Raw genomic sequence first — 18,653 nt, forward strand, 5'->3', positions numbered from 1 at the left:
TGCGGGCGACCGGACGGGCCCAGGGCCTAGCATTGCGCTGAAGATCACATTCAGGGAGGTCATCATGGTGAACGACGCCGACCTGCGGCACCTGCGCCGCTGCGTGGAACTGGCGGCCGAGGCCCTGCGGGTGGGCGACGAGCCGTTCGGCTCCGTGCTCGTCGCCGCGGACGGCACCGTCATGGCCGAGGACCACAACCGCGTGGCCTCCGGCGACCGGACCCGCCATCCGGAGTTCGAGCTGGCGCGCTGGGCCGCGGCGAACATGACCCCCGGGGAGCGGGCGGCGGCGACCGTCTTCACCTCGGGCGAGCACTGCCCGATGTGCGCCGCCGCGCACGGCTGGGTCGGCCTGGGCCGCATCGTGTACGTGAGCTCCTCCGAGCAGCTGGCGGCCTGGCTCACCGAACTGGGCGTCCCCGCGCCTCCGGTGCGGACCCTGCCCATCAACGAGATCGTCCCCGGTCTCGTGGTCGAGGGACCGGTCCCCGATCTCGCCGAGCAGGTGCGTGACCTGCACCGCCGTTTCCACACCGGCCCGTCCTGAGGGAGGCGGCGGCAGGCCGCCCCGAGGGACGCGGGGCCCGTCCGGCCCCGCCCCCGTCCGGACCACCCGCGTCCGCGGACCTCCGCGCTCCCCCGCGTGTTCAGAGCAGCCGTCCCGCCTCCACCCGTGACAGCGCGAGACGGCCCTGCCGGATACGCCCATAGACACAACATTGACGGATGAAGTAAAAATATCCGACAATCTTCTGTGATCTTGGGGGGATTCGCCATGGCTCGCCTGCACGCCATCGAAGGATCCATGCGGAGCGTCGAGCACCGGCTCCGGCAGAGCCACCTGCTCCTGCACGAAACCCGCCAGGGACGCCAGCCGGGGCAGCGCACCCTGAACTGGGCCGGCAACGGCCTGCGCGATCTCGGTCTACAGCCCGGCACCGTCCTGAGCGCCGAGCAGCGCCCGATCGCCCGGGCGTTGATGGACGGCCGCGATCCGCGCACCGGGCGGCGGCTGGTCCGCGCCGGCAACCACGGCCATCAGGTCACTCTTGGGCTTCCGCGGTCCGTCAGCGTGCTGCACGGGCTGGCCCCGCACCACCTGGCCCTGCAGTTGGAGGACGCGGTGGCGGCCGCGGTGACCGAGACCGTGGCGGTCCTGGAGCAGTGGACCGCCTACGGACTGCGCGGCGGCAACGGCGCCGGGCGGCCGGCCGCCCGGATCCAGGGCAGCGGGCTGCTGGGGTGGGTGGTGTGGGGATATCTCACCCTGCCCGCCGGCCGCATCCTGCCCGCCCCCCGGCTGCACGCCAAACTCATGATCGCCAACATGGTGCGCGGCCGCGACGGCCGGTGGTCGGCGGTCGCCGGCGGCGGCGGCCGCGACCTGCGCCGCCACGCCCTGCTCGCGCAGGCCTACCTGCAGGCCCGGGTGCGCCGCATGACCTCCGAGCGCTTCGGGTTCGGCTGGGCCCTCGATCCGCACCGCGGTCTGTGGGAGGTCGACGCCGTCCCCGCCCACGTGCGCGAGCTGTTCTCCGAGCAGCACACGCCGCCGGCCCACCGGCAGGCGCGGCCCCAGGACCCCGACGGCACCGGCCAGGACGACGGGACGATCGAGCCCGCCCCCGGCGACGCGCCCGCCACGCCGAGCACGTCCTTTCACTTCTGCGACGTGCGCGCGGCCTGGCGCCGCCAGGTCCGGCAGCTGGGCGTCGATCCGGCCCGCCTGGTCACCCAGTGCCTCAGCACCGCCCTCCGGCCGCCGCGCCGCCCCGGCACGGCACAGATCACCCGGTGGGTGGTACGGCCCGAGCGGGGGGTCACCGCGCACCACGACGAGGCCGCCCGGGTCAACGTCCTGCGCGAGGTGCTGCAGGCCATGCCGGACGGCGTCGCCGACCTGCCCGACGCCGAGCGCCTCACCGACGAGGTCCTCACCCATCTGCGCGCCGTACCGGTGCCGGCCGACCGGCCCTCCGTCCTCAGCAACAGCCAGTGTTACCTCATCCCTCCCCACCGCACATCTCATTGACGGCAGGCGGTCCCAGCCCGCGCGGCCCGTCCCGGGACGTCACCGCCCCCGCTCCATCGCCGGCCTCCGGCGGCGGGGCGTACGGCAGGCCCGCCGACGGCCCGGCCGTCCTCCCGGACGGGCGGCGCCACGGCCGACGATCATTCGGCTATCGTCCACCAATGCGACAGACGCGATACCAGCAGCGGCTCTACACCGGCCCGGCCGACCTGCGCTCGATGCAGTCACTGACCCAGCGGCTGTGGTCGCCGGCCAGCCGGTGGCATGCCGGCGAGCTCGCCTGGCTCCGCCTCCAGCACATCGGCCGGGAGCCGGAGTGGCGGACATCCCTGTGGCAGGCCGGGCCGGAGGTCGTCGCCTGGGCGTGGGCCCGCCCACCCGGCCGCCTCGACCTGCATCTCGACCCCGCGCACCCGGAGCTGGCGGGCGAGATCCTGCGCTGGTTCGACGGCACGCCTCACGACGGAGAGCGCACGGTCACGCTCCTGGACGCCGAGACGGCCCTCATCGACACCCTGCGCGAGCACGGATACCGGGAACGGGCCGCGGGGCCGTTCTTCATCCACCTCCGCCGGAGCCTCGACGACCTTCCGCGGCCCCGGGTCCCGGACGGATACACGCTGCGCCCGGTGCGCGGCGAGGACGACGCCGAGGCCCGTGCCGCCGTTCACCGGGCCGCGTTCTCACTGCCGGGCCTGCCCCCCTCCAGAGTCACCGCCGACAGCTACCTCCAGGTCATGCGCGCCTGGCCCTACCGCACGGAGCTGGACTGGCTCGTCGAAGCACCGGACGGCACGCCCGCGGCCTTCTGCCTCGTCTGGCTGGACGGGCACAACCACTGCGCCGTCCTGGAGCCGGTCGGGACCGCTCCGGAACACCGCCGTCTCGGCCTGGCCGGCGCAGCGACACTCGCCGCCCTGCACGCCGCCCGGCGGCTCGGAGCCGGATCCGCACGCGTCTGCGCCCGCGGCGACGATGACTACCCCTCAGCCCGGGCGACCTACCAGGCCCTGGGGTTCCGCCCCTACGCCCGCAACGTCTCCTTCGTGCGCGACCACTGAGGCCCGGCGGCCCGGCTCACCGGCCGCAGGTCCCACAGGGCAGACGGGTACGGCGCGCGTAGGCCAGCGCCGCGACGGCCATCCCGGCGCCCCAGATCAGATAGCCCGGCACAGCGGCCCAGAAGAAGATCTCTGGCAGGTCCAGCCCGCCTTCCGGCGGGAACGGGGCGCGGCCGTTCAGCCGCTCGAAAACCATGGTCAGGAACATCAGCCCGAAATACACCACGAGCCCGCCCGACACCCCGACGGCCGGCCACAGCACCAGCCGGCGCGGGACCGGCCGTCCGGCCAGACCCGGCACCCAGCGCGGCCAGACCCGCCCCCAGCCGTGCACCAGCGCCGCTGGCAGCAGCAGGCCGCCGAGGAGGAACCCGATCTCGAACAGCACCATCGAGACGCCACCGGCGAACGGGGACTCGTCGAACCCGACGCAGACCTGCGCGATGATCCTGACCAGGCACCCGGCGACCGCGGCGTAGGCGGCCCAGAACGCCCAGCCCGGGGTGCGGTCCAGCCGGCCCGCCGACGTCTCGGTACTCCCGCACCCGGCGCAGCCCGGGCGGGTCCCGCGCCGGTAGGTCCGCGCCGCCCGCCCGAGCAGGATCCCCGAGCCGACGCACGCCGCCCTGCTCAGCGCGCCCAGCGGGTAGAACCCCACCCCGAGCCCCGGCAGGATCCCGCCGACCACGTCGAGGAGGAGCAGCGCCCCCGCCGCGACGAGCGCGGTGCTCACCGCCCCCGCCCCCACCAGCAGCAACCGCCGGGGCAGCCCGCTCAGCCGGGCCGTCATCATGACCGTCAGGGCCAGCGCGGCCAGCGCGCACAGGACGACGGCCCACCATCCGGTGAAGACCACGAGGTCGGGACCGACCGGGGACAGATGCTCCGGCATGTGGCCGGACTGCCAGTGGACCCGGAGGGCGCCGTAGAGGACCACCAGGCCCAGGGCGGCCCCCGTCAGCCCGTCCGCCCGCGCGGGCGCACCCGGCGCGGGCCCGCCGGCCGCCGACGGCCGTCCACGCACTGTTCGACTCAACATGATCACAATCCTGCGGCGGCCGTACGGCGGGCGCCTCCCCACCCGGAGGGACGCCCTTCCCCCACGCGGGGGAGATCATCGCCCCGGCGGCCGGGCGGGGATCCTCCGGCTACCGCCCGCCGGCGCCGACCTCGGGAGCGGCCCCGGCCCGGTCCCTGGCCGCCTCGATCCCGTCCAGGATGACGGTGAGCCCGATCCGGAAGGTCTCCTTCGCCTCACGCTCCAGGTAGGGGACGCTCTCGTCCCTGTCCTCGTCCTCGTCGTCCCGCCGGCGCGCCCACGCGCTCTCGAAGGCGGCCACCATCGGGAACCGCCCGGCGAAGTCGGGGGCGACCTCCTGCAGCAGGGCCGCCCGGGCGAACCACCAGTCCTCGTCCGACACCCCGGTCGCCGCCGGTGCCTGCCGCGCCTCCGCGATCGTCTGCGCCGCACCGCGCACGAAGTGGAACAGCGTCCCGACGACGCGCCGCACGGTCCCGGCCTCCAGCCCGGCCCCGTGGAGGATCCGCAGCACCGTCTCCAGCATGACGTACTCGTTGGGCCCCAGCACCGGCCGCGCCTGCGACACCTGCAGCACCCACGGGTGCCGCAGGTAGAACGCCCAGACGTCGTCCGCCCACGCCGTCACGGCCGCCCGCCAGCCGGCCGCCCGCCCGTAGTCGGCGGGCAGCTCGGCGAGGACCCGGTCGTACATCAGGTCGACCAGCTCACTCTTGCTGGGGACGTAGGTGTAGAGGGCCATGGCCGTACGCCCGAGCCGCTCCCCCACCGCGCGCATGGACAGCGCGGCCATCCCCTGCTCGTCCGCGACGGCGATCGCCGCGTCCACGATCACGTCCACGCTCAGCCCCGGTTTGGGCCCGGGAGCGGTCCGCGCCCCCTCGGGTTTGGCGACACGCCACAGCAGGGCCATCGAACGGCGCGCGTCGCCCTGGCCGGCGAAGACGACCAACTCGCAGCTCCTTACGGCCTGGACCGGCTCTCCCCAGCCATCTCCTTATGCCCTAAAGATATCAGGGAGGACGGGCCCGCCACCGGGTCACCGGCCAGGGCGGCGCCGATCATGCCGCGCCCCGGACCCGCGGCGCCGGCAGGCGGGAGCCGTACCGCGGCGTGGAGGGTCAGACCTCGTCGACCGTCCCGCACTCACCTTCCTTGAGCGGGGCGGCCTTGTCGTCGTAGGCGTCGTCCACCGGGCCGCCCCCGCCTCCCTCGCCCGTGTAGTCAGGCCGTAGGAACCCGTCGGGAGATTCGCACTCCGTCCCCGCCGACCAGAATTCGACGCTCTCGCCGTCCCAGTTGCGCAGCCGGGCGCCCGGCTCATCCCGCCAGAACTCGTGCCGAGCCTTGACGTAGACCATCACCCGGACGATGGGGCCGCTCTTGGCCGCCGGGCGGAGCGCGTAGACGAACCGGGCCTCGTAGTTCACCCGGAGCTGGGGCCCGCCGTCCTCGTCGACGGCCGACTCGGCGGCCATCTTCCCTTGCACCTTGACCGCCTCACCGACCAACTCGGCCGAGCCAGGGGCGAAACTGGTCACCCAGCTGCGGGTGTTCTTCTTCTGGTCCTTGTGGTCCAGATCGCGCAGGAAGAACTTCCGCTGCTCGGCGTCGAGCAGTTCGGCGAAGGCCTCCGGCTTCCCGCCGAGCAGAGTCCGCCTGTCGAGGTGGGCGGCCCCCAACATCCGCCTGCTGGTCAGAAAGGCCGAGCGGACGTCCTTGGCGGAGAAGTTCTTCACCGGCCTGGCCTCGGGGACGACGATGCCGCCGATCCCCTCGGCGAATTTCTCCGCGGGCGACCCCCGGAACGGCTGGCTCGCGGTGATCACCGCCTGGTCGGCGGCCAGCTCCCCGAGCACCCCGCACCCCGTCAGCGTCGCCGCCAGGCATCCCGCCAACGCCATCCTCGCCACCCCGTGATTCTTCATGGAAGGATGATATTTATTGATCTACCTCGGCTTTACTCATTTCATGACACCTAAGATCATGATTTGATAAATCATCACCACGACCGCGTGAAGCGGATCACGCGGCGTCCGCCGGCCACCGGTAGCGCACGCCGGTGAGCCTCTCCGAGATCTCCCACAGGCGGCGCGCGGTGGCGGCGTCGTGGACGGCCCGGTGCCCGTTGCGGGTCACGGGGTCGCCGCGCAGCTCCAGGAACCCGTCGGGGGCGACGTAGCAGCCGCCCGGCAGGTCGGGGACCGTCGCGGCGTACAGGGAGGTTCTGGCACCCTCGGGGGTGGGCCGGAACAGGGAACGCACGAGCAGCGGCACGAGGGTCCGATACAGCCTGCCCCGGCCGGTGTTGGCACCTCCGGTGAGCACGTTGGTGCGGGTGAGGCCGGGCGCGACGGCCATGCTGCGCAGCGCCGGGCCCGCCGCCGCGGCCCGGCGCTGCAGCTCGACGGCGAAGTAGAGGTTGGCCCGCTTGGACTGCACGTAGGCGAAGATCGCGCTGTAGCCGCGCTCGGCGTTGAGGTTGGCCAGGTCGAAGCGGGCGAAGCGCTGGCCCTCGCTGCTGACGGTGACCACCCGGGGAGCCCGCGCGGCGAGCAGATGGGGCAGCAGCAGGCCGGTGAGCGCGAACGTGCCCAGATGGTTGACGCCGAAGTGCGACTCGAACCCGTCGGCCGTCCGGGCGAGGGGCACCATCGCGACGCCGGCGTTGTTGACCAGCAGGTCGAGCCGGTCATGGTCCCACGCGGCGGCGAACTCGCGGACCGACTCCAGGCTGCCCAGGTCGAGACGGCGCAGCTCGGCCCGCGCGCCCGGCACCTCGTCCCGGAGGCGGTCGAGCGCGAGCCGCCCGCGTCCGGGGTCACGGCAGGCAAGCACCACGTGGGCGCCACGGCGGGCCAGCTCGCGGGCGGTGACGTGACCGATGCCGCTGTTGGCGCCGGTCACCACGGCCAGGCGTCCGGACTGGTCGGGGATGGAGCCGAAGGTCCACGCCGGGGAGGCGCCGTGCCCGTGCCGCGCGGCGCGGGATGCCGTCGTCATGCCCGGCCCTCCCCCGAGCTTGCGGGTCCGACGGCGAACGCGCCGGTGAGGGCGGTCTGCATGGCTGTCTCCTTCCGTGGGCGGATGCCGGGCCGGCGCGGCGGGCGCCTTCTCGCGGACGACGCCGCGCCGGCCGTACCCGCGGCAGGGCCGCCCGTTATCGCAACTCCTTGTTGCGATGGGCCGAGCCTGCCACAGGCCGCCCTCCATCGCAACTAATAGTTGCGATAGGCCGGCGCGCGGCACGCCGCCGCCGGCGACGCGCCACCCGGTGGGCATCGGGAGGATGGGGAGAATCGGCGCCGCGACTCACCGGCCGCCGCATCGGGTGGTGAGACCCGGGACCTTGGTCCCTACCGGCGCTCCCGCGGGAGCGCTAGCGTTCAGGACATGATTCGCGTTTTCCTCGTCGATGATCATGAGGTGGTGCGCCGGGGCGTAGCCGCCCTGCTGGAGTCCGAGGGCGACATCGAGGTGATCGGCGAGGCCGGCACCGCGGAGTCGGCCATGGCCCGCATCCCCGCCCTGCGGCCGGACGTCGCGGTCCTGGACGTGCGCCTGCCCGACGGCAGCGGGGTGGACGTCTGCCGCGAGGTCCGCTCCATGACACCGGAGCTGGCCTGCCTGATGCTGACCTCCTTCGCCGACGACGAGGCCCTGTTCAACGCGGTGATGGCGGGCGCGTCGGGTTATGTGCTCAAGCAGATCCACGGCTCGGACCTGGTCGGCGCCGTACGGACGGTGGCGGCCGGCCAGTCGCTGCTGGACCCCCAGACCACCGCCGCCATGCTGGCGCGGCTGCGCGAGCAGGCCACCCGCAAGGACCCGCTGCAGGCGCTGTCGGAGCAGGAGCGCCACATCCTGGAGCTGATCGGCGAGGGCCTGACCAACCGGCAGATCGGCGAGCGGCTCTACCTGGCCGAGAAGACGGTCAAGAACTACGTCTCCAACCTGCTGTCCAAGCTCAGCATGGAGCGCCGCACCCAGGCGGCGGCCCTGGCCGCACGGCTGAAGGCCGACCGCTGGAGATGAGACCGGGCGGCCGGACGGCGTGACACCGGAGCGGCCGGACGGCGCGCGTGGACGCGGTGACACCGGAGCCCCTCGGACGGATGCTTGATCCGTCGTAAAAAGGGCACGCGGCTATGAGCTGGAACTCCGCGACCGGGAAGGACCACGGGCATGGCCGAACGGCAGAGAGTCGTCGTCGTAGGAGGGGGGTTCGCGGGCTTCACCGCGGCGCGGACCCTCTCCCGGATCGCCCGGGGAGCGGTCGAGATCGTCCTGATCAACCCGACCGACTACTTCCTCTACCTGCCGCTGCTGCCCGAGGTGGCGGCCGGGATCCTCGACCCGCGCAAGGTCGCGATCCCGCTGTCCGGCAGCTGCCCCGGGGTGCGGCACCTGCTCGCCACGGTGGACTCCGTGGACGTGCGGAGCCGGCGGCTGAGGTGCACCGATCCCGAGGGCAGGCCCCGCGACCTCGGCTACGACCGCCTGATACTCGCGGTCGGCAGCGTCAACAAGCTCCTGCCCGTCCCCGGGGTGGCCGAGCACGCGCACGGCTTCCGCAGCATCGCCGAGGCCCTCTACCTTCGCGACCATCTCATCCGCCAGATCGAGCTCGCCGACGCCACCGGCGACCCCAAGGAACGGCAGGCGCGCTGCACCTTCGTCGTCGTGGGCGCCGGATACACCGGCACCGAGGTGGCCGCGCAGGGGCAGTTGCTGACCCTCGACGCGCGCAAGCGCCGGCCGGGCCTGCGCGAGCAGCCCGTCCGCTGGATCCTCGCCGACCTGGCCCCGCGCATCCTGCCCGAGCTGGACGAGCGCCTGTCACAGGCCGCGCACCACACTCTGGCCGAGCGCGGGGTGGAGGTCCGCACCGGCACCAGCGTGGCCGAGGCGACCTCGGAGGGGGTCACACTCTCCGACGGGGAGTCCGTGCCGACCCGCTCGCTGATCTGGTGCGTGGGCGTACGGCCCGACCCCCTCGTGCAGTCGCTGGGGCTGGCCACCGAGAAGGGGCGGCTGCTGGTGGACGAGTATCTCAACGTCCCCGGCCACCCGGAGATCTTCGCCTGCGGGGACGCGGCCGCCGTGCCGGACCTGACCAGGCCGGGTGAATACACCCCGATGACCGCCCAGCACGCCAGCCGTCAGGGCAAGCGCGCCGCGCACAACGTCGCCGCCTCCTACGGCCGCGCGGAGCGCCTGCCGTACGAGCACCACGACCTGGGGTTCGTCGTCGATCTGGGCGGGGCCAAGGCCGCGGCGAACCCGCTGGGCGTGCCGCTGTCCGGCCTCCCGGCCAAGGCGGTCACCCGGGGATACCACCTGCTGGCCGTGCCCGGCGGCCGGGCGCGCATCGCCGGGAACTGGCTGCTGGACGCGCTGCTGCCGCGCCAGACGGTCCACCTCGACCTGGTCCACGGCCAGGAGGTGCCCCTCGCCAGCACCTCCCCCGGGACCAGCGCCTCCCCCTCCCCCGGGGACGGCGCCCCGGCCGCGACCGGCGCCCCGCCCGAGGCGGGCGCCTCCGCCGGGGCGGGCCGCGCTCCGGGCGGCCCGGCCGCCTGAACGGCCGGCGGGGAGCACCGGGCGCGGGTCAGACGATGCCGCCGTTGGCCCGGATGACCTGGCCGTTTACCCAGCGGCCGGGGCCCGCGAGGAAGGCGACGACCTCGGCGATGTCATCGGGGGTGCCCAGGCGCTCCAGCGGCGGCTGGGCCGCCATCCTGGCGATGGTCTCCTCGTCCTTGCCGTCCAGAAAGAGCGCGGTGGCGGTGGGCCCCGGGGCGACGGCGTTGACGGTGACGTCACGGCCGCGCAGCTCGCGGGCGAGGACCAGGGTCACCGCCTCGACTGCGCCCTTGGTCGCCGCGTAGGCCGCGTATCCGGGCAGGGCCAGGCCCAGCACCGACGAGGAGAAGTTGATGATCGCCCCGCCCCCGCGCACCCGGCGGGCGGCCTGCTGGTCGACGACGAAGGTGCCGCGGATGTTGGTGCGGTGCATCCGGTCCAGGTCGTCGAGGTCCAGCTCGGCCACCGGGGACAGGCGCATCACCCCGGCGGCGTGCACGACGACGTCGACGCCGCCGAAGGTCTCCTCGGCCGCGTCGAACAGCGTGGCCACCGCGGCCTCGTCGGCGACGTCGGCGCGGACCGCCATCGCCCGGCCCCCGGCCCCGGTGACGGCGGTGACCACGGCCTCGGCCTCGGCCTGGTTGCCGACGTAGTTCACCACGACGGCGAACCCGTCGGCGGCCAGGCGTTCGGCCACCTGACGGCCGATGCCGCGCGAGCCTCCGGTGACGACCGCGACGCGGGTTGCTGGAGTGTTCATGATCATCCCCCTGGAAAATCTGTATACACTATGTACATATATAGTATTATGAACACAGTGTCCATATATTCACCGGAGGTGAGCGTGACCGAGTCCGCCCAGCCGGTCCGCCGGGGGCGTGGACGGCGCCCGGCCGACGAGGTGCGACGGGAGATCCTTCGGGCGGCCGGTGAGCTCCTGCTCGCGGAGGGGATGGCCGGTTTCACCATCGAGAAGGTCGCCGCCCTCGCGGGCGCGAGCCGGGTGACGCTCCACAAGTGGTGGCCGTCCAGGGGCGCGCTGGCACTCGACGGCTACTTCAGCGTGGTCGGTCCCACCCTGGCCTTCCCCGACACCGGCGACATCGCCGCCGACCTCACCGGGCAGGTGCGGGCGTTCGTCCGCCTGATGCGCGACACCCGGGCGGGACGTGTCATGCCCGAGCTCATCGGCCAGGCCCAGACCGACCCCGAACTGTCGGCCCTCTACCGCGAGCGTTACTCGGCCCCGCGCCGGGAGCTGGCCGTCGAGGCCCTGGAGCGGGCCAAGCAGCGGGGTCAGATACGGGCCGACGTCGACCCCGAGGTGGTCGTCGACCAGCTCTGGGGCGCCTGTTACCACCGCCTGCTCATCCCCGACCAGCCGCTGACCGAGGAGTTCGCCGAGGCGCTCGTCGCCAACCTGCTCACCGGGATCAGCCGCCCCTGAGCCCCGCTCCCGGGTCACCGGCCACCTCCGCGCGCGGCGGCCGGGCGCTCAGCCGGTGAGCCCCCGCGTCTGCTGCTCCCTGAAGGCGCTCGGCGCCGATCCGACGCGCCGGGTGAACAGGCGCGTGAAGTACGCCGGATCGTCGTAGCCGACGCGCCGCGCGACGGAGGCGACACCGAGGTCGGTGCCGGCGAGCAGGTCCTTGGCCCGGGTCAGCCTGATCGACAGGATGTAGTCCTTCGGGCTGCAGCCGGCGCTCCTGCGGACGGAGTCGCGCAGCTCCGCGACGGTCATGCCCATCCGCCGCGCGTGTTCGGGGATGGTCAGCGGCAGGCAGGCGTCCCTGGCCAGGTTGTCCAGCACCGGGTGGCCGTTCGGGTCCTGGTCGGCCCGGCCTCGGCGGAGAGTGACGAGCAGTTCGTGCACGCCCGCCGAGGTCTCGACCTCCACGTGCGGGCCGCCCTGCCGGCAGACGGTCGCCATCTTCCTGATCAGGTGCTGTACGGCCTCGGCCGAGGAGAGCGGGACGACGGGCTCCTGCCTGTCGATGAAGCCCAGCTCCTGGTAGGCGGCCGCGGCGGAGCCGGTGAAGTCCACGAAACACTCCGACCAGCCCGGTTCGTACGGGCCGTAGTGGTGGACGACCCCCGGATACAGCCACAGCAGGACGGGGGCCCGCACGTCGACGGGAGGCCGCCCGTCCGAGGAGAACCAGCCCTCACCGGAGGTGATGACCACGGCGACATAGTGGTCAAGGGTGCGCGGGCCGACGGCCGGCAGCCGGCCCTGCTGCATGCCAACGCCCAGGCAGGTCAGGCCCAGCCGCTGGTGAGCGGGGCTGGGCGTCAGGTAACGCCACCAGTGATCCCAGTGCTCCTGCCCCTCGATCCACTCGATCGGTCCAACAGGCCGCCGCGAATTGTCCATGGCCTCCCCCGCCTGCGGTCGGCAGGCTTGCTGTGCTGACCTGGGGATCGTAATAGTTCAGGATGACGATCCCATCACAGGATGAAAGGGACCGGTTGATGCGTGAATTTTCGGCGGCGGACGGGGAGTTCCGCCTGGATGGTGCGCCTTTCAGGCTCCTGTCAGGAGCCATGCACTATTTCCGCGTACATCCGGGCCAATGGGATCACCGGCTGGCGATGCTGCGCGCGATGGGCCTGAACACGGTGGAGACCTATGTCCCGTGGAACCTTCACGAGCCACGGCCGGGTGACTTCAGGCGGCTGGAGGAGCTCACGGACTTCCTGGAGGCGGCGGCCCGCCACGACCTGCTCGCGATCGTCCGCCCCGGTCCCTACATCTGCGCGGAGTGGGAGAACGGCGGTCTCCCCTCCTGGCTGACCCACACCCTCGGCAGACGTGTCCGCACGGGCGACGCCGCCTATCTGGAACGGGTGGACCACTGGTTCGACCAGCTCATCCCCAGGATCGCCGAGCATCAGATCACCCAGGGCGGTAACGTGATCATGGTGCAGGTGGAGAACGAGTACGGCTCCTACGGATCCGACTCGGGCTACCTGCTCCACCTCGTGGACCTCCTGCGCGACTCGGGGATCGAGGTCCCCCTGTTCACCTCCGACGGGCCGGAGGACCACATGCTGACCGGCGGCGCCGTCCCCGGCATCCTGGCGACCGCCAACTTCGGCTCCGAGCCGGAGGCCGCCTTCGCCACCCTCCGCCGCCACCGCCCGCACGACCCGGCCACCTGCATGGAGCTGTGGCTCGGCTGGTTCGACCACTGGGGCAGCGAGCACGTCACCCGCACCGCGGCCGACGCCGCCGACGTGCTGGAGCGCCTCCTCAAGGAGGGCGGCTCGGTCAACATCTACATGGCTCACGGCGGCACCAACTTCGGCACCTGGGCCGGGGCCAACCATGAGGGGACCTACCGGCCCACCGTCACCTCCTACGACTACGACGCGCCGATCTCCGAGGACGGCAGGCCCACCGAGAAGTACTGGCGGTTCCGGGAGATCCTCAGCCGCTACAACAGCGCGCCGGAGCCCCCGCCGGCCCCGCCCGTCCTGCCCCCGTCCCGCGTCAGGATGACCGGTTCGGCCGCCCTCGCCGACGCCTTTCCCGCGGAGTCGGTGACGGCTCCGGTGCCGCCGACCTTCGAGGAGCTCGGTCTCGTCCACGGCCTGGTCCGCTACCGGGTCGACGTGCCCGGACCGCGGCAGCCGTACCCCCTGACCGTGGACGGGCTGCACGACCGCGCCCACGTGTACGTGGACGGTGTCCGCGTGGCGACCCTGTCGCGGGACGGCGGCGAGTCGGTGGACGTCGCCGGCCCGGCCCGGGTCGAACTGCTGGTGGAATCACTCGGCCGGGTCAACTACGGCACCCGGCTCGGGGAGTGCAAGGGCATCGTGGGCGGCATCCTGCACGAGCGGCAGTACCTGCACGGCGTGACCGCCCAGGCCCTGTCGCTGGAGGAACTCCCCCCGGTCCCGTTCCGGGAGGGCACGGGCAGCCCCGTGCCGGCCTTCTTCCGCGGCTCGCTGGAGGTGGAGGAGCCCGCCGACGCCTTCCTCGCCCTGCCCGGGTGGGAGCACGGCTATGTGTGGGTCAACGGCTTCGGCCTGGGCCGATACTGGTCGCGGGGCCCGCAGCGGACCCTGTACCTGCCCGGCCCCGTGCTGCGGCCGGGCGCCAACGAGGTCGTGGTCCTCGAACTCGACGCCGTGGGCGAGCCGGTCGTCGAGATCCGCGCCTCGCCCGACCTCGGCCGGCCGGAGCGCCCCTGACGATCTCCGTCGGCAGTATCACCGGATCCACCTGCCCGGCCCCGTCGATCAACGTCAGCAGCAACCGCGCCGTCTCCTCGGCCACCAGGGCGAGCGGCTGCCGGACCGTCGTCCGCGAAGGAGAGTAGCGACGGAGCGGCTCCCCCGTCACCGTCCCCTGGGCCGCCGAGGACCGGCGTCGCGGCCGGCTGACCCGACTCCACGCGGACGACCGCGCGGGCCGGCCCCGCCGCGCCGAGGTCCGGCGGCAGGGCGGATGATGAGGCTTCCGCCCTGCCGGTGCGGCGAGATGAAGGAGCGAGCGTGATTCGAGTACTGCTGGCGGAGGACATGGAACTCATCCGCGGCGCCCTCGTCGCACTGTTGGGGTTGGAGGGCGACCTGACGGTCGTGGCGGAGGTCGCGTCGGGGAGAGCGGCGGTGGCGGCGGCCCTGGAGCACCGGCCGGACGTGGCGGTGCTCGATGTGCACATGCCAGGCGAGATGGACGGGCTCGCCGCGGCCGGTGTGCTGGCGGAGCGGCTTCCCGAGTGCCGAGTGGTGATCCTCACGTCGCTGGGGCGTCCGGAGACGTTGCGCAAGGCGCTGGCGTCCGAGGTCAGCGGGTTCATGCTCAAGGACGCGCCGCCCGCGCAACTGGCGGAGGCGATCCGGCGGGTGGCCGCGGGAGAGCGCGTGCTCGACCCGGATCTGGCCGCGCAGGCGATCATGGGCAGGCCGAACCCGCTGAGCGCCCGGGAGGTCGAGGTGCTGCGGATGGCGGCCGGCGGCCTGGAGCCGGCCGCCATCGCCTCGACGTTGTTCCTGTCCAAGGGGACGGTACGTAACTACCTGGGGGCGATCGTCACCAAGCTAGACGCGCGCAACCGTCTTGACGCCGTCCGGATCGCGACCGAGGCCGGTTGGCTGTAGGACGAGGAGCTCATACCCTTCGGGGACGCGGGAGGTCCGCAGGACACCGCCCAGGGCGGTCACCCGCTGGGCCAGATTGGTCAGGCCCTGACCGGGCTGCGCGGTGGCCTCGCCGACGCCGTCGTTGGTGATCCGCAGGCGTGCGGTGGCGTTCTGCCGGGTGAGCTCGATGCGGCAGTGCCGGGCGCGGCTGTGCCGCAGGACGTTGGTGACCGCCTCGCGCAGTACGGTGGCCAGCAGCGCGTCGACCTCCCCCGGCAGCTCGACGACGGGATCCGCGTGGACGGTCGCGCCCGCGGCGGACAGCACCTCGCGGGCGGAGGCCAGCTCGGTCCCCAGCGACAGCGGGTGGCCGCTGTCGCGGGGGATGGCGGCCAGATCGGCGAGGGCGCGCTCGGCGATGCGGGCGATGTCGGCGAGCTGTTCGGCGGCCCGCTCGGGGACGCGGGCGGCCAGCTCCCCCTTCACCACGATGGCCGACAGGCTGTAACCGAGCAGATCGTGGATGTCCCGGGAGATCCGGCGGCGTTCCCCGGCCAGCGCGATCCCGGCCAGGGCCAGGCGTGCCTGGCGCACTTCGGTGACCATGTCGGTGTGCCGGGCCAGGCCATGGAACATGACCGCTATGGCCAGCGCGTTGAACGTCCAGTAGAGGTTCTCGGCCGGGGATGTGCCGCGCAGCGCCATCGTGGCGGCCGTGGCCAGCAGGACGGCGCCGACCGCGGGGAAGGCCGCCCGGCGTGTCCACAGGATGAGGATCGAGCCCGCGGTGAAGCCGATCAACTGCGGGTAGGGGCGGTCCGGGAAGAACAGCGGCGCCAGGACGAGGACGGACTGCAGTGCGAGCGTCCACCCGGCGTGCCGGGGCCGGACGCCGGGCGGCCGGGGCAGCGAGTGGTGAAGCTGCAGGACCGTGACGGCGACCACGGTCGGCAGGCCGACGGCCAGGACCGCGGGAGGCGGGGCCGCCCGCCACAGGAACACCGCCGAGACGATCAGGAAACCCAGGTGCGCGGTCACCAGGATGGGGAGCGCGAGCCGGGGCGTGAGGTCGTCGAAGGACGGCTGCGCCGGGGCGGGGGGAGCCTGCCGGGCACGTGCGGCGGCACGGCGGGCCAGGGTAAGGATCTCGCCGGTGCGCCCCTGCGCCGCCAGGGCGATGACGGCCGACAGGCTGGAGCCCAGGACGCTTTCGAGGTCGCGGGAGGCACGCTCGCGCTCCTCGGCGACCGACGCCTCGGCCAGTTCGTGGCGGGCGGCGTGCAGTTCGATGCGCAGCTCGTTCAGCCGGGTGACGCCGAAGACGACCAGGCCCTGGGTGAGCGCGTTCACCATGGCGTTCACGCAGGCGTAGGCGTCGGCCGTGTTGAGCAGGCCGGCGACGGCCACGACGGCGCAGAACAGCACCCGGCGCAGGGGGCCTCGCGCGATCAGGAGCACGGAGGCGGCGAGCAACCCGGGGGCGCCCGGCCCGGCCCACGGGAACAGCAGGGCCTGGGCGGCGAGCGTCCACGGACCGCGCAGGCGGCGCAGGCTGTGCACGATCTGCAGGGCGAGCATGGCGGCCGCCGGGACGCCGGGCAGTGGGGCCAGAGGGTCGAACATCACGCCTGCCAGGACCACCAGGATGACCGTCACAGCGGAGGATTTTAGCGATATGTACTGATTGTGGATTTTGCATGCGGTGCCGGTGCTCCTGGCACTGGCCCGGTATCGCCCCAGGTCGGCAGGGTCTACCTCATGAAAACCCGCCTCACCCGCATCCTGGCGACCGCGCTGGCCGGCGCCGTGCTCCTCGCCTCGGGACCGGCCCTGGCGGCCGCCGAGCCGCCCCCGCCACGGGCCGGCCTGCCGGGACTGGCCGAGCTGGTGGACCGTGTCGTCCCCGAGCAGCTGGCCCGGGACCGCATCCCCGGCGCGGCGGTCGTCGTGGTCTCCGGTGGGCGCACGGTCCTCGCCAAGGGGTACGGGGTCGCCGACGTGACCACGGGGCGGCCGGTCGACCCCGGCACCACCGGATTCTTCACCGGATCGCTCGCCAAGCTGTTCACCGCCACGGCCGTGCTGCAACTCGTCGACGACGGCAGGCTCGATCTGCGAGCGGACGTCAACCGGTACCTGACCTCGTTCAAGATCAAGGATTCCTATCCCGGCCGGCCCGTCACCCTGGAGCACCTCCTGACCTACACCGCGGGCTTCGACGACGACATCGTCGGGCTCGCCGAGGCCGATCCCGAGGACGTCGGCCCGCTGGCGCGCAGCCTGGCCGACCGGCAACCGCGACGCGTGCGCCCTCCGGGCACGCGCGTCGCCTACGACAACTACGGCATGGCGCTCGCGGGCCATCTCGTGGAGGCCGCCTCCGGGCAACCGTTCGCGCAGTACGTCGAGCAGCACATCCTCAAGCCGCTCGGGATGAACGCCACCAGCATGGCCGTGCCGCACGCCGCGGCGCTGAACGCGGACCTCGCCGGCGCCTACCGCCCGAGCGGAGACGGCTACGCCGCCGTCAAGGGTCAGTACGCGCCGTGGGCCCCCACGGGAACCGGCCCCGTCTCCACCCCCGCCGACATGGGCCGTTTCATGCTCGCCCAGCTCCGCGACGACTCTCGCCTGGGCAGGGACCTCACCCGCCGCCTGCAGGAGCCGCACTACGCCCAGGACCCCCGCGTCCCGAGCATGGGCTACGTCTTCGAGCAGCGCTCACGCAACAGTCACCGGCTCGTCTACAAGGACGGCGACGTGCCCGGCCACCACAACGTCATGGCCCTGCTCCCCGAGAAGAACATCGGTGTCTACGTCGTCTACAACGGTGACGGCGTCGGCACCGTCGCGAACTGGGACGGCCAGAGCCTCGTCGACCGGATCGTCGACCGCTACCTCCCCGCGGAATCGACCACCGCGGGGACCGCGCGTGCCGGCGCCGGGGACGGCGACGTGACGCGATACGCCGGCACCTACCGCTCCACCCGCACCAGCCGTACCAGCCTCATGAAGGTGAGCTCCCTGTTCGCCGCGCCGACCGTGCGGGCCAACGCCGACGGCACCCTGACGACCACCGGGCTGTCGCCCGACCCGGTCAGGACGGCCCAGCACTGGGTGCCGGCCGGTCCCGGTCTCTTCCAGGAGCGCGACGGCCAGGCACGGATCGTTTTCGACGGCGAGGGAACGCTGTCCAGCTCGATGAACCCGTCCGAGGCCCTGGAGAAGCTGGCCTGGTACGACACCCCGATGCCGCACATGATCATGCTCGGCCTCAGCACCCTGGTGTTCGTGTCGGCCTTCCTCCTCCTGCCGATCAGCGCCTCGGTGCGCCTCCTGCGGCGGCGCTCCCGCGCCGGTGCCCCGCGGCAGCCGACCGGCGCCCGTGTCGCCCGGCTCCTGGCCTGGATCACGGCCGCGCTGGTAACCGTCTTCGTCACCGGGATCGCGACGACCATGTCCGACCCGAACGTGGTCATGGAGCTGACCGCTCTCAACGCGCCCCGGCTCGCCGCGCTGCCGGTCCTCGCCACGGCCGGGTTCCTGTCCGCCGTCCTGGTCACCGCCGCCACGGTGCCGGCCTGGGTGAAGGGCTGGTGGGGCCGGCCCGGACGGCTGTGCTACACCGCGCTCGCGCTGGCCGGCGTGGCGTTCTTCAAGATCGCCATGACCTACAACCTTCTCGCCCTGCCCTTCCCGACCAACTGATCAACCGACTCGGCCGACTGATCGACCGACCGTGCGGATCGCCACGGTCGCCCGCTCCGGCCCGCGACAACGCTCCACCTCGGGGCTCATCGCACGGCCCCGGGCGGAGGGCCGTCCAGACGGACGACGA

At 73.0% G+C, this 18,653-nt stretch carries 16 protein-coding genes; 9 read left to right on the top strand and 7 right to left on the bottom strand.

Annotated elements, in window-relative coordinates; all coding sequences use genetic code 11:
- Positions 1–64 precede the first annotated feature (64 nt).
- The 3 genes from J2S55_RS44665 (at position 65) to J2S55_RS44675 (ending at position 3,093) form a co-directional block, all read left to right on the top strand.
- Positions 65–547: a nucleoside deaminase gene (locus tag J2S55_RS44665; protein ID WP_306874059.1), complete on the top strand. Its 483-nt coding sequence runs from the start codon at positions 65–67 to the stop codon at positions 545–547.
- Between the two features lie 228 nt (positions 548–775).
- The gene (locus tag J2S55_RS44670) at positions 776–2,032 is read left to right on the top strand and encodes a relaxase domain-containing protein (RefSeq protein ID WP_306874063.1); all 1,257 of its coding nucleotides are present in this window, start codon (positions 776–778) and stop codon (positions 2,030–2,032) included.
- A gap of 161 nt (positions 2,033–2,193) precedes the next feature.
- Positions 2,194–3,093, top strand: coding sequence for a GNAT family N-acetyltransferase (locus tag J2S55_RS44675; protein WP_306874066.1), 900 nt, complete (start codon positions 2,194–2,196; stop codon positions 3,091–3,093).
- Positions 3,094–3,109: 16 nt separating this feature from the next.
- On the opposite strand, the gene J2S55_RS44680 is transcribed toward J2S55_RS44675, so the two are convergent.
- The 4 genes from J2S55_RS44680 to J2S55_RS44695 all read right to left on the bottom strand — a co-directional run bounded on the left by J2S55_RS44680 (position 3,110) and on the right by J2S55_RS44695 (position 7,135).
- The gene (locus tag J2S55_RS44680) at positions 3,110–4,132 is read right to left on the bottom strand and encodes a hypothetical protein (RefSeq protein ID WP_306874069.1); all 1,023 of its coding nucleotides are present in this window, start codon (positions 4,130–4,132) and stop codon (positions 3,110–3,112) included.
- A gap of 109 nt (positions 4,133–4,241) precedes the next feature.
- Complete coding sequence (locus tag J2S55_RS44685; RefSeq protein ID WP_306874071.1) at positions 4,242–5,084, bottom strand: TetR/AcrR family transcriptional regulator; 843 nt, start codon at positions 5,082–5,084, stop codon at positions 4,242–4,244.
- Between the two features lie 169 nt (positions 5,085–5,253).
- On the bottom strand, positions 5,254–6,060 hold the full coding sequence (locus tag J2S55_RS44690) for a hypothetical protein (protein WP_306874074.1): 807 nt from the start codon (positions 6,058–6,060) through the stop codon (positions 5,254–5,256).
- A gap of 97 nt (positions 6,061–6,157) precedes the next feature.
- The gene (locus J2S55_RS44695) at positions 6,158–7,135 is read right to left on the bottom strand and encodes an oxidoreductase (protein WP_306874077.1); all 978 of its coding nucleotides are present in this window, start codon (positions 7,133–7,135) and stop codon (positions 6,158–6,160) included.
- 390 nt (positions 7,136–7,525) lie between these two features.
- On the opposite strand from J2S55_RS44695, the gene J2S55_RS44700 reads away from it, so the two are divergent.
- Together J2S55_RS44700 and J2S55_RS44705 are read left to right on the top strand one after the other, a co-directional pair.
- Positions 7,526–8,167 carry a response regulator gene (locus tag J2S55_RS44700; protein ID WP_306874080.1) on the top strand — a complete coding sequence of 214 codons (642 nt, stop codon included), beginning with the start codon at positions 7,526–7,528 and terminating at the stop codon, positions 8,165–8,167.
- A gap of 150 nt (positions 8,168–8,317) precedes the next feature.
- Positions 8,318–9,715 carry an NAD(P)/FAD-dependent oxidoreductase gene (locus tag J2S55_RS44705; RefSeq protein ID WP_306874081.1) on the top strand — a complete coding sequence of 466 codons (1,398 nt, stop codon included), beginning with the start codon at positions 8,318–8,320 and terminating at the stop codon, positions 9,713–9,715.
- 28 nt (positions 9,716–9,743) lie between these two features.
- Here J2S55_RS44705 and J2S55_RS44710 read toward each other — a convergent pair whose 3' ends face one another.
- Positions 9,744–10,481: an SDR family oxidoreductase gene (locus J2S55_RS44710; RefSeq protein WP_306874083.1), complete on the bottom strand. Its 738-nt coding sequence runs from the start codon at positions 10,479–10,481 to the stop codon at positions 9,744–9,746.
- A gap of 57 nt (positions 10,482–10,538) precedes the next feature.
- On the opposite strand from J2S55_RS44710, the gene J2S55_RS44715 reads away from it, so the two are divergent.
- Positions 10,539–11,168 (top strand): TetR/AcrR family transcriptional regulator, encoded by a 630-nt coding sequence (locus J2S55_RS44715; protein ID WP_306874084.1) that lies wholly within the window; start codon positions 10,539–10,541, stop codon positions 11,166–11,168.
- A gap of 48 nt (positions 11,169–11,216) precedes the next feature.
- Here the strand turns inward: J2S55_RS44715 and J2S55_RS44720 are convergent, their stop codons facing one another.
- Positions 11,217–12,095 carry a helix-turn-helix transcriptional regulator gene (locus J2S55_RS44720; protein ID WP_306874087.1) on the bottom strand — a complete coding sequence of 293 codons (879 nt, stop codon included), beginning with the start codon at positions 12,093–12,095 and terminating at the stop codon, positions 11,217–11,219.
- Positions 12,096–12,193: 98 nt separating this feature from the next.
- On the opposite strand from J2S55_RS44720, the gene J2S55_RS44725 reads away from it, so the two are divergent.
- A complete protein-coding gene (locus J2S55_RS44725) occupies positions 12,194–13,921 on the top strand; it encodes a glycoside hydrolase family 35 protein (RefSeq protein WP_306874090.1) in 1,728 nt (575 codons plus the stop codon).
- A 303-nt stretch (positions 13,922–14,224) separates the two neighbouring features.
- A complete protein-coding gene (locus tag J2S55_RS44730; RefSeq protein WP_306874093.1) occupies positions 14,225–14,833 on the top strand; it encodes a response regulator transcription factor in 609 nt (202 codons plus the stop codon).
- Here J2S55_RS44730 and J2S55_RS44735 read toward each other — a convergent pair.
- A complete protein-coding gene (locus tag J2S55_RS44735; RefSeq protein ID WP_306874096.1) occupies positions 14,774–16,471 on the bottom strand; it encodes a sensor histidine kinase in 1,698 nt (565 codons plus the stop codon). The genes J2S55_RS44730 and J2S55_RS44735 overlap by 60 nt on opposite strands.
- 102 nt (positions 16,472–16,573) lie before the next feature.
- Between J2S55_RS44735 and J2S55_RS44740 the strand changes: the two genes are divergently transcribed.
- Positions 16,574–18,523, top strand: a complete 1,950-nt coding sequence (locus J2S55_RS44740; protein WP_306874098.1) for a serine hydrolase domain-containing protein — start codon at positions 16,574–16,576, stop codon at positions 18,521–18,523.
- The last annotated feature ends 130 nt before the right edge of the window (positions 18,524–18,653 follow it).

The organism is Streptosporangium brasiliense (assembly GCF_030811595.1).
Classification (GTDB): Bacteria; Actinomycetota; Actinomycetes; order Streptosporangiales; family Streptosporangiaceae; genus Streptosporangium; species Streptosporangium brasiliense.